Origin of the sequence: Streptomyces sp. TRM68367 (assembly GCF_014495685.1) — a bacterium.
In the GTDB taxonomy this organism is placed as follows: domain Bacteria; phylum Actinomycetota; class Actinomycetes; order Streptomycetales; family Streptomycetaceae; genus Streptomyces.
In genome coordinates this window covers 85837-100159 of sequence record NZ_JACTVI010000025.1, presented here as the reverse complement: position 1 = coordinate 100159, position 14323 = coordinate 85837, and the positions used below count along the sequence as shown (strand labels likewise).

General features: G+C 71.1%; 17 protein-coding genes and 1 pseudogene. 8 read left to right on the top strand and 10 right to left on the bottom strand.

Features of this window, described 5'->3' with window-relative positions; genetic code table 11:
- The 3 genes from H8R17_RS18780 to H8R17_RS18770 all read right to left on the bottom strand — a co-directional run.
- Positions 1 to 224: hypothetical protein (locus H8R17_RS18780; RefSeq protein ID WP_187824355.1), on the bottom strand; the 224-nt coding region annotated here is incomplete at its 3' end.
- 9 nt (positions 225 to 233) lie between these two features.
- On the bottom strand, positions 234 to 827 hold the full coding sequence (locus tag H8R17_RS46930; RefSeq protein ID WP_262505339.1) for a hypothetical protein: 594 nt from the start codon (positions 825 to 827) through the stop codon (positions 234 to 236).
- 101 nt (positions 828 to 928) lie between these two features.
- The gene (locus tag H8R17_RS18770) at positions 929 to 1831 is read right to left on the bottom strand and encodes a helix-turn-helix domain-containing protein (protein ID WP_187824354.1); all 903 of its coding nucleotides are present in this window, start codon (positions 1829 to 1831) and stop codon (positions 929 to 931) included.
- A gap of 103 nt (positions 1832 to 1934) precedes the next feature.
- On the opposite strand from H8R17_RS18770, the gene H8R17_RS18765 reads away from it, so the two are divergent.
- From H8R17_RS18765 to H8R17_RS18750, 4 genes are all read left to right on the top strand, one after another.
- Entirely contained in the window at positions 1935 to 3368 is a 1434-nt protein-coding gene (locus H8R17_RS18765) for an MFS transporter (protein WP_187824353.1), read from the top strand.
- Between the two features lie 87 nt (positions 3369 to 3455).
- Positions 3456 to 3686 (top strand): hypothetical protein, encoded by a 231-nt coding sequence (locus H8R17_RS18760; RefSeq protein ID WP_187824352.1) that lies wholly within the window; start codon positions 3456 to 3458, stop codon positions 3684 to 3686.
- A 136-nt stretch (positions 3687 to 3822) separates the two neighbouring features.
- On the top strand, positions 3823 to 4233 hold the full coding sequence (locus H8R17_RS18755) for a serine hydrolase (RefSeq protein ID WP_399476925.1): 411 nt from the start codon (positions 3823 to 3825) through the stop codon (positions 4231 to 4233).
- Positions 4234 to 4274: 41 nt separating this feature from the next.
- Entirely contained in the window at positions 4275 to 4904 is a 630-nt protein-coding gene (locus H8R17_RS18750; RefSeq protein WP_187824351.1) for a GNAT family N-acetyltransferase, read from the top strand.
- 7 nt (positions 4905 to 4911) lie between these two features.
- Here H8R17_RS18750 and H8R17_RS18745 read toward each other — a convergent pair whose 3' ends face one another.
- The 4 genes and pseudogenes from H8R17_RS18745 to H8R17_RS18730 form a co-directional block, all read right to left on the bottom strand.
- A complete protein-coding gene (locus H8R17_RS18745; protein ID WP_187824350.1) occupies positions 4912 to 5505 on the bottom strand; it encodes a TetR family transcriptional regulator in 594 nt (197 codons plus the stop codon).
- Between the two features lie 26 nt (positions 5506 to 5531).
- Entirely contained in the window at positions 5532 to 6542 is a 1011-nt protein-coding gene (locus tag H8R17_RS18740; protein WP_187824349.1) for an aldo/keto reductase, read from the bottom strand.
- A gap of 58 nt (positions 6543 to 6600) precedes the next feature.
- Positions 6601 to 6879, bottom strand: a pseudogene (locus tag H8R17_RS18735) (LysE family translocator); the annotation flags it as partial.
- 86 nt (positions 6880 to 6965) lie between these two features.
- Positions 6966 to 8348 (bottom strand): glycine--tRNA ligase, encoded by a 1383-nt coding sequence (locus H8R17_RS18730; protein ID WP_187824348.1) that lies wholly within the window; start codon positions 8346 to 8348, stop codon positions 6966 to 6968.
- Between the two features lie 173 nt (positions 8349 to 8521).
- Between H8R17_RS18730 and H8R17_RS18725 the strand changes: the two genes are divergently transcribed.
- From H8R17_RS18725 to H8R17_RS18710, 4 genes are all read left to right on the top strand, one after another.
- On the top strand, positions 8522 to 9532 hold the full coding sequence (locus H8R17_RS18725; protein WP_187824347.1) for a zinc ABC transporter substrate-binding protein: 1011 nt from the start codon (positions 8522 to 8524) through the stop codon (positions 9530 to 9532).
- Positions 9533 to 9552: 20 nt separating this feature from the next.
- Positions 9553 to 10320, top strand: a complete 768-nt coding sequence (locus H8R17_RS18720; RefSeq protein ID WP_187824346.1) for a metal ABC transporter ATP-binding protein — start codon at positions 9553 to 9555, stop codon at positions 10318 to 10320.
- Positions 10320 to 11222 carry a metal ABC transporter permease gene (locus tag H8R17_RS18715; protein WP_187824345.1) on the top strand — a complete coding sequence of 301 codons (903 nt, stop codon included), beginning with the start codon at positions 10320 to 10322 and terminating at the stop codon, positions 11220 to 11222. Before H8R17_RS18720 ends, H8R17_RS18715 begins: the two co-directional genes overlap by 1 nt.
- A 187-nt stretch (positions 11223 to 11409) precedes the next feature.
- Positions 11410 to 11820 (top strand): Fur family transcriptional regulator, encoded by a 411-nt coding sequence (locus H8R17_RS18710; protein ID WP_187824344.1) that lies wholly within the window; start codon positions 11410 to 11412, stop codon positions 11818 to 11820.
- Between the two features lie 223 nt (positions 11821 to 12043).
- On the opposite strand, the gene H8R17_RS18705 is transcribed toward H8R17_RS18710, so the two are convergent.
- From H8R17_RS18705 to H8R17_RS18695, 3 genes are read right to left on the bottom strand one after another with little or no spacing between them, the layout of a single operon-like run.
- Positions 12044 to 12886, bottom strand: a complete 843-nt coding sequence (locus H8R17_RS18705; RefSeq protein ID WP_187824343.1) for an isoprenyl transferase — start codon at positions 12884 to 12886, stop codon at positions 12044 to 12046.
- Between the two features lie 25 nt (positions 12887 to 12911).
- Positions 12912 to 13664, bottom strand: coding sequence for a DNA repair protein RecO (gene recO, locus H8R17_RS18700; protein ID WP_187824342.1), 753 nt, complete (start codon positions 13662 to 13664; stop codon positions 12912 to 12914).
- Between the two features lie 26 nt (positions 13665 to 13690).
- Positions 13691 to 14320, bottom strand: a complete 630-nt coding sequence (locus tag H8R17_RS18695) for a DUF1266 domain-containing protein (protein WP_187824341.1) — start codon at positions 14318 to 14320, stop codon at positions 13691 to 13693.
- Positions 14321 to 14323: the final 3 nt, after the last annotated feature.

Genomic DNA, 14323 nt, shown 5'->3' with positions numbered 1-14323 from the left:
CGCGCCCCGGCCCGCCAGTCGCTCGTGCCTCCGGGCAGCGCCGCGCGGGCGACCCGCGCCGCCCGCGCCGCGAAGTCGGCGCCACGTACTCCGGCCCGTGCCGTCCCGGCCACCGCCCCGGCGGCCACGCCGACGGCGGGTGCGGCGCCGCGCGCGAGCAGCCGGGGTCCGGCCAGGGCGACCCCGGTCGCCGCCGTCGCGGTACGCGTCAGAAGTCCGCTCATCGCCCGCTCTCAGCCCGCCTCACCGGTACGCGACGTACGCGAGGCACCCGACGTACGAGAGGTACCGGACGTACGAGACTTACCTGCCGCGGCCGAACCGCCGCCGCGCCCGGAGGCCTTCTTCTTCGGCCCGGTGGACGCCTTGCCCCCCGCCTTTGACGTACGACTCCTGCTCGTACTGGTACTCGTGCCGGACGCCTTACCGCCCGCGCCCGACGTCTTCCGCGCCGTACCCCGCTTGGCGCCCGCCACAGTCTTCGCGCCCTCGGCCACCGTGGACTCCTCGGGCTTCGGCTGCGTCAGCCAGGCCACCGCCGCTCCGGTGAGCGCGACGGGCCACTCCACGACGCCCGCGACGCCCAGCACCCCGGCCCCGGTGTACACGGCCATCCGCCGCCCGCGCGGCGACACCGCCCCGATCCTGTCCAGCGCCCCTTCGGCCGCCCGGCCCACAGCCTTGGCGCCCGGTACCCTCTGCAGCCCGTCGGCCGCGTTGCCGGCCGCTCGGTTCACCAGCCCGGCGCCCGGCACCTTCTGCAGTGTCGAGGCGGCCGTGCGCAGCGGCTCCGGCGTGCGGTCTCGCGCCGCCCTCTGCTCAGCCATGACTGTCCTCGCCTCCGGGAGAATCTGGGCATCACCTTCCGTAACACCCGTGTTCCCGCACTTCGGACAGTCATCCCCGAAGATCCCCGGGGAATGGGATCTCAGCCGCCCCCCGCCCGCTCCAGCGCAAGGGCGTGCAGCCGCTCCATCCGCTCGCGGCTCTCCTCGTCCGCAGGCACGTACGTCACCATCCTCGGACCGTTGTGCGGGCCGATCCACAGGTCGGTGTGGTCGACGGCGAGACGCCCCACGTACCGGTTGCGGAACTCCTTGCGCTTGGTGCGGTGGGCGACGACCTCGTGCCGGTCCCAGGTCTCGCAGAACTCGGGCGACTGGTCGCGCAGCCGCTTCAGGAGCATCTTCCAGGCGGGCTCGGCGAGATGGCCGGCCATGGCGGCGCGGAAGCGGGCGGCCATGAGGCGCTGGGTCTGCTCCAGGTGCACGATCGAGGAACGCCACGCGTCGTTCGTGAAGCTGAGCAGCATGCAGTTGCGGTCCTCGGGCGGCACCGCGTCCAGTTCGCACAGCAGCAGGCCGTACGTGCGGTTGTGGGCGAGGATGTCGTACCGGCTGTTCTGCAGGCACGCCGGGTACGGCTCGATCTGCTCAAGAAGCGCGCGCAGCGCCGGGGTGACCGACGGGCAGCTCGTGGCCGGCGTCGGGTCCACCGCTGCGGCCAGCCGGAACAGGTGGGCGCGCTCGCTGGGGTCGAGCAGCAGGGCCCGGGCGAGGGCGTCGAGGACCTGGACGGAGACCTGGATGTCGCGCGCCTGCTCCAGCCACGTGTACCAGGTGACGCCGACCGCGGAGAGCTGGGCGACCTCCTCGCGGCGCAGTCCGGGCGTGCGGCGCCGGCGGCCGCGGGGCAGGCCGACCTGCTCGGGGGTGATGCGCTCGCGGCGGCTGCGCAGGAAGGCGGCGAGTTCGTGACGCCGGATCTCGTCCTCGCGCGTCCGGGGCTCCTGTACCGCTCGTACCGCCGTGTCCTCGGCCATACTCGTCATGCCCTCCAGCCTGCCGCCGCACGGACCCTGTTATCCAGGTAGGTGTTCTACCAGGACAAGAAGACTCTGGTACCAGTCTGAGCGAGGCCGCAGGCTCGGGACCGTGACCGAAACCATCACCTCACCTACTTCTGTCGTCCGCCCGCCGCAGGCACCACCCGTGCTCGGCGGCCTCGGACTGTTCACGGTGCTGCTGGCCGCGGCACTTCCGCTCATCGACTTCTTGATCGTCAACGTGGCCCTGCCCACCATCGGCACGGACCTCGCCGCGAGCGAGTCGGTCCTCGAACTCGTCGTCGCCGGGTACGGGGTCGCGTACGCCGTCCTCCTCGTCCTCGGCGGCCGGCTCGGCGACCTGTTCGGCCGGCGGCGGCTGTTCGTGGGCGGCATGGCGGCCTTCGGACTGACCTCGCTGGCGTGCGGTCTCGCGCCCGACGCCTGGTCGCTGGTGGCGGCGCGGGTGGCGCAGGGCGCGTCGGCCGCCGCGATGCTGCCGCAGGTGCTCGCCACCATCCAGGCCACGACCGAGGGCCCCCGCCGCGCCAGGGCAATGAGCCTGTACGGTGCGACGGCCGGCCTGTCCATGATCGCCGGGCAGATCCTCGGCGGGGTCCTGGTCGCCGCGGACATCGCGGGGACCGGCTGGCGCGCGGTGTTCCTGGTGAACGTGCCGGTCGTGCTCGTCGGCCTGCTCCTGGCCGCGCGCGCCGTACCGGAGACCCGCTCCCAGCGCCCGGAGCCGGTCGACGGCCCCGGCACGGTCCTGCTCGCGGTCTCCCTGCTGACGCTGCTTGCCCCGCTCACCGAGGGCCGGGCGGCGGGCTGGCCGCTGTGGACGTGGCTGGCGCTGGCGGCGTTCCCGTTCGCGGCGGCGGCGTTCTACGCGGTGGAGCGCCGCGCCGACCGCCAGGGCCGTACGCCCCTCGTCCCGCCGAGCCTGTTCGCCCTCGTGTCCCTGCGCCGCGGACTCCTCCTGATCCTCCCCTTCTCGATCGGCTTCAGCGGCTTCATGTTCGTGTTCGCGGTGGCGTTGCAGGAGGGCGCTGGCCTGGGCCCGGTCGCCGCGGGCCTCGCGCTGGCCCCGCTGGCGGTGGTCTTCTTCGTCTTCTCCCTCCTCGGACCGCGCCTGGTCGCCCGGTACGGCACCCGCGTCGTACCGGCCGGTGCCGTGCTGCAGGGCCTGGGCGTGACCCTGATGATCCTCGCGGCCTGGCGCTCCTGGCCGGACCTCGGCTGGGTGGAACTCCTCCCCGGAGGAGCCGTGGCAGGCGCCGGCCAGGCCCTCCAGCTCCCGGTGATCTTCCGGATCGTCCTCTCCGAGGTGCCGCCGGCCCGCGCGGGCGTCGGCAGTGGCGTGATGATCACCACCCAGCAGTCGGCCCTCGCCCTGGGCGTGGCCACCCTCGGCACCCTGTTCCTGTCCCTCGTCCCCGGCCTGGGCATGCGGGCCGCCCTGATGACAACGCTGCTGGTCCAGTTGGCGGGCGTGGTCCTGACGGGCTTGCTGAGCCTGCGCCTGCCCCGCACCGTCGGCTGACCCGCCGTCGGCCGCCGGGCCACACCTTGGTCAACTCTCTATGGAGAATCCCCTGTTGATGTTGGTCTTGCTGCACACTCCATGCCCATGGCGGACCAGAGGCAGCAGACCGACACGAGCAAGGTGAGCCGCTGGGACCAGCACGGGCGGGAGCACGTCGTCCGTGTCCTGCGCACCGGCGTCCAGCGCACGATCCACTGCGACACGTGCGGCTGGCGCCGGGGAGCGCAGTTCCTGGCCTGGCTGAAGGCGGAGGAGCACCTGGCCGAGGCCCACCAGGCGACGGTGGATCCGACGGAGACACAGCCGGGCCGATGACGTCCGCGCACCCGGAGTCGTCAGGACAGAGCCGGGAGTCGTACGACGGGCGCACGGCCGCCCGATGACTTTCGGCCGCGGCGGCGGTCGTACTCGCACCTACGGACGTACAACCCACCCGACGGAAGGCCACCCGATGACCGGACTGCACGCCACCCTGCGACCGCACGTCGACGACGGAACCGTGCCGGGCGCCGTGGGCCTGGTGGCCCGCGGCGACGATGTCGAGGCGGTGGCCGTCGGCGCGCAGGACGCCGACGGGACCGCCCCCATGGCGCGGGACTCGATCTTCCGCATCGCCTCGCTCACCAAGCCGGTCACCGCGGCGGCGGTGCCAGGGCTGGGGCTACGGCGGCCAGGTCGACGTCACTCCCGTCGACCCGTGGAACGTCCCCGGCCGCTACGGCTGGGTCGGTGGCACCGGCACCACGGCGCACCTCGTCCCGACCACACGGACGGTCGCGGTCCTCCTGACACAGGTGGGATGCGGAGCCCGACGCCGCCCCCGCTGATGCGCGGTTTCCGGCGGTACGCGGCGGGCGCCTGAGCCTCTTGAGGGAGCGCTCCCCGCCGGGCAGGATGCTGCGGGTGACCTCCTCCCCCGCCGTACGCCCGTACCGTCCCGCGGACCGCCCGGCCCTCGACGACATCTGCATCCGCACCGCGCACAACGGCCAGGACAGCCGCCCCGTCTACACGGACCCCACCATCATCCCGACGATCTTCGCGGATCCGTACGTGGAGCTGGAGCCGGAGCTGGCCTTCGTCCTGGACGACGGCCACGGGCAGGCGGTCGGCTACATCCTCGGCACCGCGGACACCCCCCGCTTCACCGAGGCGTTCCGCACGAAGTGGCTGCCGCGGGTCGCCGCGCGCCACCCGGCACCGTCCGGACCGCCGACCACCCCCGACGAGGCGATGGCCAGCCTGCTCCACCACCCGGAACGCATGACCCTCCCCCAACTCACCGCCTACCCCGCTCACTTGCACATCGACCTGCTCCCCGACTGGCAGGGCCGCGGCCACGGCCGCACGCTGATGCGCACGTTCCTGCGGGCACTGCACGACAGAGGCGTACCGCGCGTCCACCTCTCCATGGCGACGGCCAACACCCAGGCCCGCGCGTTCTACGACCGTATGGGCTTCGTGGAACTCGACGTGCCGGGTCCGGGCCCGGTCACGTACCTCGGGCGTACGACGGAGGACGACCGGCCTTGAGGGACGGTCAGGGGGCGCGCAGCCCCCGCACGACCAGGTCCACCACGGCGTCGAACCTCTCCTCGACCCCGGGCTGTTCCCACTCCCGGTAGTACTGCGGATCGTGGAAGCAGGCCGTGGCCTGGAACACGGCGCGAGCCGCGGTAGCCGGATCGGCGACGGCGAAGGCGCCGGATGCGGCACCGGCCCGGAGGATCTCGGTCAGCTGGCCGGTCAGGTCGGCGAGGTGCCGGCGCACCGCGTCGCCGTTCTCACCGGCCAGCACCGTGTAGGTGGCGAACAGCTCGGGGTCGTCGCCCGCCTTGCGCCGCTTGGCCTCGAACAGGGCGGCGAGCCACTCGTGCAGCCGGGCCTCGGGGGCGTGGCCCTCGTCCGCGACGATGCCGGCCAGCGTCTGGGTCGTGCGGTCCAGCCAGCGCATGGTGACCGCTTCCCGCAGCGCCGCCTTCGTACGGAAGTGCCGGTAGACGCTGCCGTGGCTGACGCCGAGCGCGCGGGCCACGTCCACCACGGTGGCCTTGGCGGGGCCGTGGCGGCGCAGCACCTCCTCGGTCGCTTCGAGGATGCGCTCTGCGGTCAGGATCTCGGTGGTCGGTGCCATGGCCTAGACGGTACCCGGCGCGGTGTTCAGCGCTCGCTGTCGAGCATGGCCATCTGCCGCGCGTCGTACCGCGTCCCCGCCGCCGCGTCGGCCGGGACCGCGCTCTCGATGGCGGCGAGGTCGGCCGCGTCCAGGGTCACGTCCAGGGCGCCCAGGGACTCCGTGAGCCGCACGCGGGTGCGCGCGCCGATCAGCGGCACGATGTCCTCGCCACGGGACAGCACCCAGGCAATGGCGATCTGCGCGACCGTCGCGCCCTTCTGCTCGGCGATCTTCCGGAGGGACTCGACCATCGTGAGGTTGTGCCGGTAGTTGTCGCCCTGGAAACGGGGCGAGTAGGCGCGGAAATCGTTGGCGGCGAGCTTCCGGCCGGACGTGAAGTGGCCGGAGATGAGCCCGCGCGAGAGCACGCCGTACGCGGTGACGGCGATGCCCAGTTCGCGGAGGGTGGGCAGGATCTCCCGCTCGGGGCCGCGGGAGATGAGCGCGTACTCGATCTGCAGGTCGGCGATCGGGGCGGTCGCGGCGGCCCGGCGGATGGTCTCGGCGCCGACCTCGCTCAGGCCGATGTGCCGGACGTAGCCCTGCTCGACGAGTTCCGCGACGGCGCCGACGGTCTCCTCGATCGGCACGGCCGGGTCGAGGCGGGAGGGCCGGTAGATGTCGATGTGGTCGAGGCCGAGGCGCTGGCGCGAGTACGCGGCGAAGCTCTTCACGGCGTCGGGTCGGCCGTCGAAGCCGAACCACGCGCCGTCGGGGCCGCGCAGGGCGCCGAACTTCACGCTGACCAGCGCGTTGTCCCGGAGGGCCGCCGGGGCGGTGCGCAGGGCCTCGCTGATCAGCAGCTCGTTGTGGCCCATGCCGTAGAAGTCACCGGTGTCGAGCAGGGTCACCCCCGCTTCGAGGGCGGCATGAATGGTCGCTATGGACTCGGCGCGGTCCGAGTCTCCGTACATCCCGGACATGCCCATGCATCCGAGGCCGAGGGCGGAGACCTGAGGGCCGGTGGTGCCGAGGGTTCGTGTTGACATCGTCATGCATCCACCCTGCACGAACAGATGACAGATTTCAACATCTGTCATCTGTCACTCGTACGATCGCCTCCCGATCCCGCACCACGGCCCACGCCATGTACAGCAGATACGCGACCCCGGCGTACTTCAGCACCTGAAACGCGGTCGCGCTCGCATGCAGCAGCGCGGCGGCCCCGGTCACCGTGGACAGCACATGCAAAACGATCGCCAGCGGGCATCCGGCCGCCGCGACCACGCTCGCGCGGCGCCCACGGGCCAGCCCGGCGGCGAGGGTGTAGACGAGTCCGGTGCCGGGCGTGACGACGACAACCAGGGTCGTCAGAAGAAAGGCGAGGCTCATGCGGCCAGCCCGACAAAGCAGTGGCCCTCGGCCCAGATCCAAGACGGACCCGGCACCGAGGGCCAAAACGCTCGGAACAGCGGACCTCAGCAGCCCAGCAGGCGCCCGGCCAGGTACCCCTCGATCTGGTCCAGCGACACGCGCTCCTGCTTCATGGAGTCCCGCTCCCGCACGGTCACGGCATTGTCATCCAGCGTGTCGAAGTCCACGGTCACGCAGTACGGCGTACCGATCTCGTCCTGCCGCCGGTACCGCCGCCCGATCGCACCGGCGTCATCGAACTCGATGTTCCAGTTCTGCCGCAGCGCCTGCGCGAGCCCCTTCGCCTTCGGCGACAGCTCGGGGTTCCGGGACAGCGGCAGCACGGCGACCTTCACCGGGGCCAGACGGCGGTCGAGCCGCAGCACCGTCCGCTTCTCCATCTTGCCCTTGGCGTTCGGCGCCTCGTCCTCGACATACGCGTCCAGCAGGAACGCGAGCATCGCCCGCCCCACACCCGCCGCCGGCTCGATGACGAACGGCGTCCACCGCTCCCCGGCCTCCTGGTCGAAGTACGAAAGATCCTGCCCGGAAGCCTTGGAGTGCGCGCCGAGGTCGTAGTCGGTCCGGTTGGCGACACCCTCCAGCTCGCCCCACTCGCCGCCGCCGAAGTTGAAGCGGTACTCGATGTCCGCCGTCCGCTTCGAGTAGTGGGAGAGCTTCTCCTTCGGGTGCTCGTACCACCGCATATTCTCCTCACGGAGACCCAGGCCGGTGTACCAGCTCCAGCGCTGCTCCATCCAGTACTCGTGCCACTTCTCGTCCTCGCCCGGCTTGACGAAGAACTCCATCTCCATCTGCTCGAACTCACGGGTGCGGAAGATGAAGTTGCCCGGCGTGATCTCGTTGCGGAACGACTTGCCCACCTGGGCGATGCCGAACGGCGGCTTGCGGCGCGAAGTGGTCTGCACCTGGCCGAAGTTGGTGAAGATGCCCTGCGCTGTCTCGGGCCGCAGGTAGGCGATGGAGCCGCTGTCCTGCGTGGGGCCGAGGTGCGTCGACAGCAGGCCGGAGAACTGCTTGGGCTCGGTGAACTGACCCTTGTTGCCGCAGTTCGGGCAGTTGATGTCGGCCAGGCCGTTCTCGGGGGCGCGGCCCTTCTTCTCCTCGTACGCCTCCTCCAGGTGGTCCGCGCGGAACCGCTTGTGACAGGAGGTGCACTCGGTGAGCGGGTCCGTGAAGGTGGCGACGTGGCCGGAGGCGACCCAGACCTCGGGGGCCAGGATCACGGACGAGTCGATACCGACGACGTCCTCGCGCGACGTCACCATGTAGCGCCACCACTGGCGCTTGAGGTTCTCCTTGAGCTCGACACCCAGCGGTCCGTAGTCCCAAGCGGCCCGCTGACCGCCGTAGATCTCACTACAGGGGAATACGAAGCCACGGCGCTTGCTCAGGCTGACGATGGTGTCGATCTTGTCGGCGGCCACGGTGCTCTCTTCATTTACGACGACGGGCGACGAAGCGGAGATGCTTCCAGCGAATGCTTCAGGTTACCGGCGAGGGCCGCCCCCCGATCAAATCGGTTCGGTGTCCCAGCCCTCTGAAGCCCTCTGACCCCGGTTGTTGACAATGGTTTCCATCTTTTGTGAAAATGAGTGTCATGAACGTACGACGACAGCACATACCCGGGATCGCGGTCGCGGCGGCCACCGCCCTCGCTCTCGGTACCGTCTCCGCCTGCGCCGGCGACAGCGAGGCGGCGAGCGGCAATTCGGACAAGATCGACGTCGTCGCGTCGTTCTACCCGATGGCCTTCCTCGCCGAGCAGATCGGTAAGGACCACGTCAACGTCACCAGTCTGACCGGACCCGGCCAGGAGCCGCACGACCTCGAGATCAGCACCAAGCAGCGGGCCGAGCTCGAGGAGGCCGACGCGGCGCTCTACCTCAGGGGCCTCCAGCCGGCCGTCGACGAGGCGGTCACGCAGTCGGACATCAAGACGAAGATCGACGCGGCCACGCTGACCAAGCTGGAGGACCACGGCAACGTCGAGCACGAGCACGGCAGCGAGGGCGAGGCGGGGCACGCCGAGGAAGGCCACTCCGAGGAGCCGCACGCCGAGGAGCCGGGGCACTCCGAGGAGGAGCACGCCCTCGACCCGCATGTCTGGCTCGACCCGGTGAAGTACTCCGAGGTCGCCGAGGGTGTCGGCAAGGCCCTGGAGAAGGCCGACCCGGACAACGCGTCCGACTACAAGAAGAACACCGAGGCCCTGGTCAAGAAGCTCGGCGACCTCAACACCTCGTTCGAGGACGGCCTGAAGAACAGCAGGACGAAGGTCTTCTTCACCAACCACGCCGCTTTCGGCTACCTCGCCGAGCGCTACGGCCTCACCCAGGAGGCCATCTCCGGCCTCGACCCGGAGAGCGAGCCGAGCCCGGCCCGGATCAAGGAGCTCCAGGCGGAGGCCAAGGCCGACGGCGTGACCACCGTGTTCTACGAGACGCTGGTCTCCGACAAGACCGCGAAGACCCTCGCCGACGACGCGAAGCTGAAGACGGACGTCCTCGACCCGCTCGAGGGCATCACGGACAAGTCCCGCGGCGACGACTACTTCCAGGTCATGGAAGCCAATCTCAAGGCCCTGCAGACGGCCCTGGGAGCCAAGTGATCCAACCATCGGAGGGCGGCATGACCGAGCCCGTGATATCCCTGCGCGGCGTCCGCGCGGACCTGGGCTCGCGCCCCGTTCTGCGCGGCATCGACCTCACCGTGTCCCGCGGTGAGGTCGTCGCGCTGCTCGGCGCGAACGGCTCCGGCAAGTCCACGGCCGTACGCACGGTCATCGGCCAGGTGCCGGTCGCCGCCGGCGAGATCGACCTCTTCGGCATGCCCCGCAGGCGGTTCACGGACTGGGCGCGCATCGGCTACGTCCCGCAGCGCACCACGGCCGCGGGCGGCGTGCCGGCCACGGTGACCGAGGTGGTCTCCTCGGGCCGCCTGTCCCGCACCCGCTTCGGCGTGTTCCGCAAGGCCGACCGCGAGGCCGTACGGCGCTCCCTCGACCTGGTCGGCATGACGGACCGGGCGAAAGACTCGGTGAACGCGCTCTCCGGCGGCCAGCACCAGCGCGTGCTGATCGCCCGCGCGCTGGCCTCCGAGCCGGACCTGCTGATCATGGACGAGCCGATGGCGGGCGTCGACCTGGCCAGCCAGGAGGTCCTGGCGAGCACCCTGCGCGAGCAGGTCTCGGCCGGTACGACGGTCCTGCTCGTCCTGCACGAACTGGGCCCCCTGGAGCCGCTGATCGACCGGGCGGTCGTCCTGCGCGACGGCTGCGTCCTGCACGACGGCCCGCCCCCGAAGGCCGTCGGCCAGCATGCGCTGCCCGGCCACGACCACGTCCACCCGCACGCACCGCAGGGCGCCGAACCGATCCGCACGGGACTGCTGAGCTGATGGAACTCCTCGACTACGCCTTCATGCAGCGGGCGCTGCTCGCCGCCGTCCTGGTCGGCATCACGGCACCGGCCGTCGGCATCTACCTGGTCCAGCGCCGCCAGGCCCTGATGGGCGACGGCATCGGCCATGTCGCGATGACCGGTGTCGGCCTCGGCTTCCTGCTGTCCTGGTCCCCGGTGTGGATGGCGACGCTGGTCTCCGTCCTCGGCGCGGTCCTCATGGAGCTGATCCGCTGGTACGGCAGGACACGCGGCGACGTCGCCCTCGCGATGCTCTTCTACGGCGGTATGGCGGGCGGCGTGATGTTCATCAACCTCGCCCCGACGGGCTCCAACGCGAACCTCACGTCGTACCTGTTCGGCTCTCTGTCGACGGTCTCGGAGTCGGACGTCACGGCGATCTGCATCCTGGCCGCGTTCGTGGTGTTGGTCACCCTCGGCCTGCGCCGTCAGCTCTTCGCGGTCAGCCAGGACGAGGAGTTCGCGCGGGTGACGGGACTGCCCGTCCGTGTGCTCAATCTGCTGACGGCGATCACGGCGGCGGTGACGGTGACGGTCGCGATGCGGGTGGTCGGCCTGTTGCTGGTCAGCGCGCTGATGGTGGTCCCGGTGGCCGCCGCGCAACAGCTCAGCCGCAGTTTCGCCACCACGTTCGCGATCGCCGTCGCGACCGGGGTGAGCGTGACGATCGGCGGCACGGTCACGTCGTACTACCAGGACGTTCCGCCCGGCGCGACGATCGTGCTGCTGACCATCGGCGCGTTCGTGGTGCTGACCGGGCTGGCGACCCCGCTGGCCCGCCGCCGCGCCCGGCAACTGGCGGCGGCACAGCCCTCCGGGGACCCCGCAGAGTGTGCGATTCCGGCCAGCCGGGGGGCCGTGGACAAGGCAGGCGTCTGACCGCGCACAGGCCGGGCTGGCACAATGGCCGGGGCAAGGCAGACGTGAGCCGCTCGAGAGCCGAAGGGGCGGGCGTGCCGGTCACGAGGGCGCGAGCGCGCGGAGGCCCGGAGGGCTGAGCACCGTCGCGGTCTCGGCACCGGCTCAAAGCGCCCCGTAGGCGAACGAGCCATCGAAGGAGGAACCGGTGACGACCGCTGGACCGCCCGTGAAGGGCCGCGCCACCCGGCAGCGGGCCGCTGTGTCGGCGGCGCTCGAAGAGGTCGACGAGTTCCGCAGCGCGCAGGAACTCCACGACATGCTCAAGCACAAGGGCGACTCGGTCGGGCTCACGACGGTCTACCGCACCCTCCAGTCCCTCGCCGACGCCGGCGAGGTCGACGTCCTGCGCACGGCCGACGGCGAGTCGGTCTACCGCCGCTGCTCCACCGGCGAACACCACCACCACCTCGTCTGCCGCAACTGCGGCAAGGCGGTGGAGGTGGAAGGGCCGGCCGTCGAAACCTGGGCCGACACCATCGCCGCGGAACACGGCTACGTCAACGTCGCCCACACGGTGGAAATCTTCGGCACATGTGCGGAGTGCGCCGCGGGTTGAGCCGGGCGCCGGTTCGCCGTAGGGGGTGCGGTACGTCGGCGGCTGCGGGCACGTCGTGGCTGATCGCGCCCACGCGGCGGAGCCGCATATCGATACGGCCCCGCGCCCCTTAGGTCGGCACACTCACGTGTACCCCCGGGCGGCACGGGTGGGCGCGGCGGCACCCCGCCAGCGCCGGGCCGCGCACCCACCCCCCGGCCAGCACCAGCCGACGGTCGCCCGGTCAGCCGGGCTCGGACGGACGTCCCTCCATGGCCAGCAGCTCCTCGTTCGGGATCGCTCCGCCGAAGCGCCGGTCGCGGGAGGCGAACTCCAGGCACGCCCGCCACAGGTCACGCCGGTCGAAGTCCGGCCACAGCACGTCCTGGAAGACCATCTCGGCGTAGGCGCTCTGCCAGAGCAGGTAGTTGGAGGTGCGCTGTTCGCCGCTGGGCCGGAGGAAGAGGTCCACGTCCGGCATGTCGGGGTAGTAGAGGTACTTCGCGAAGGTCTTCTCCGTGACCTTGGACGGATCCAGCCGCCCGGCCTTCACATCCTCCGCCAGCGCCTGCGCCGCGTCGGCGATCTCCGCGCGCCCGCCGTAGTTCATGCAGAAGTACAACGTCAGCCGGTCGTTGCCCTTCGTTTGCTCCTGGGCCACCTGGAGCTCCTTGGCCACCGATCGCCACAGCTTCGGCATCCGCCCCACCCAGCGCACCCGCACCCCCAGCTCATCGAGCTGATCCCGGGTCTTGCGGATGAAGTCACGGTTGAAGTTCATCAGGAAGCGCACCTCGTCCGGCGACCGCTTCCAGTTCTCGGTGGAGAAGGCGTACAGCGAGATCGCCCCGACGCCCATCTCGATCGCGCCCTGCAACACGTCGAGCACCCGCTCGGCCCCGACCTTGTGCCCCTCCGTCCGCGGCAGCCCCCGCTCCTTCGCCCACCTCCCGTTCCCGTCCATGACGATCGCCACATGGCTGGGAACAAGCTCACCCGGCAGCTTCGGTGGCCGCGCGCCGGACGGGTGCGGCTCCGGCGTCCTGTACTCCCGGCGCTGACGCCCCAGGATCCCGCGTACGGCCATGTGTTTCTCGTCTCCTCGGTTCTTGCTACTTCTCTACTTCTACGTACCGCAGCGAGCGCAGCCCCCGCTCCAGATGCCAGTGCAGATACGCGGACACCAGCCCGCTCCCCTCCCGGACATACCGCGCCTCGCACGCGTCCGCGGTGTCCCAGTCTCCCGTGAGCAGCGCACCGAGGAGTTCCAGGGCCTGCGGCGAGGGTACGATGCTCCCCGGCACCCGGCAGTCCGCGCACACGGACCCCCCGGACCCGACCGAGAAGAACCGGTTCGGCCCCGGCATCCCGCACTTGGCACAGTGGCCGAAGCTCGGGGCGTACCCGTTGACGGCGAGCGACCGCAGCAGAAACGCGTCCAGAACGAGATGCGGCGCGTGCTCCCCCCGCGCGAGCGTCCGCAGCGCCCCCACCAGCAGCAGATACTGCTGTACGGCCGGCTCGCCCTCGTGGTCGGTGAACCGCTCGGCCGTCTCCAGCATGGCCGTACCGGCGGTGTACCGGGCGTAGTCGCTCACGATCCCGCCCCCGTACGGCGCGATGGTCTCGCTCTGCGTGCACAGCGGCAGCCCGCGCCCGACCAGCTCGCTCCCCTTGGCGAAGAACTGCACGTCGACGTGCGAGAACGGCTCCAGCCGCGCCCCGAACTTCGACTTCGTCCGCCGAACGCCCCGCGCCACGGCCCGCACCCGCCCGTGCCCGCGCGTGAGCAGCGTGATGATCCGGTCCGCCTCGCCCAGCTTCTGGGTGCGCAGCACGATGCCGTCGTCGCGGAACAGACTCATGGCTTCATTCTCCCGTACGCCCGCGGTCAGCGTGTCCGGTCGGGATGATGGATGGCGTCCCAGGGGGCGAGGTTCCACGGGCTGGAACGATTCGCCGGTTCGAGCAGGGCCCGCAGATGCGCGTCGGCGACGTCCTGCGGCGCCGGCAGCTCCGCCTCCGGCCCGCCGCCCTGCCGCAGCCCGTCCCGCCAGACCTTGCGCCCCAGCAGGTAGTGGTCGGCGTACTCACGCCACGAGCCGTACGACCCCGCCACCGCCGGCACGATGTTCTTCAGCGCGGTCCACGCGTCCGCCTCGCTGATCAGCCCGCACGCGAACCCGCGCCGCGTGATGTCGACGTACAGCGCCGCGTCCCAGGCCAGCGGCGAGACCCCGAGGAGCTGCTGCGCCCGCGCCCGGTATCCGCTGCGCGACAGCCCGTCGAGCCGGCCGACCAGCTCGGTACGCGAAGTGATCCCCCACTGGTCGGCCAGCCAGCGCCGCGCGGCGTCGTCGTCGATCCGCCGGAACGGATACAGGGTGGTCCGCGAGGCGTCCCGGTCCCGGCTCACCGGCGCACTGAGCGACACCATCCACAGCTGGTGCAGGGTGAGCGGGACGCGGTGCCGGCGCACGGCACTGCGTTTTCGCCATGTCCATGGTTTCCACAGCCGCATGCG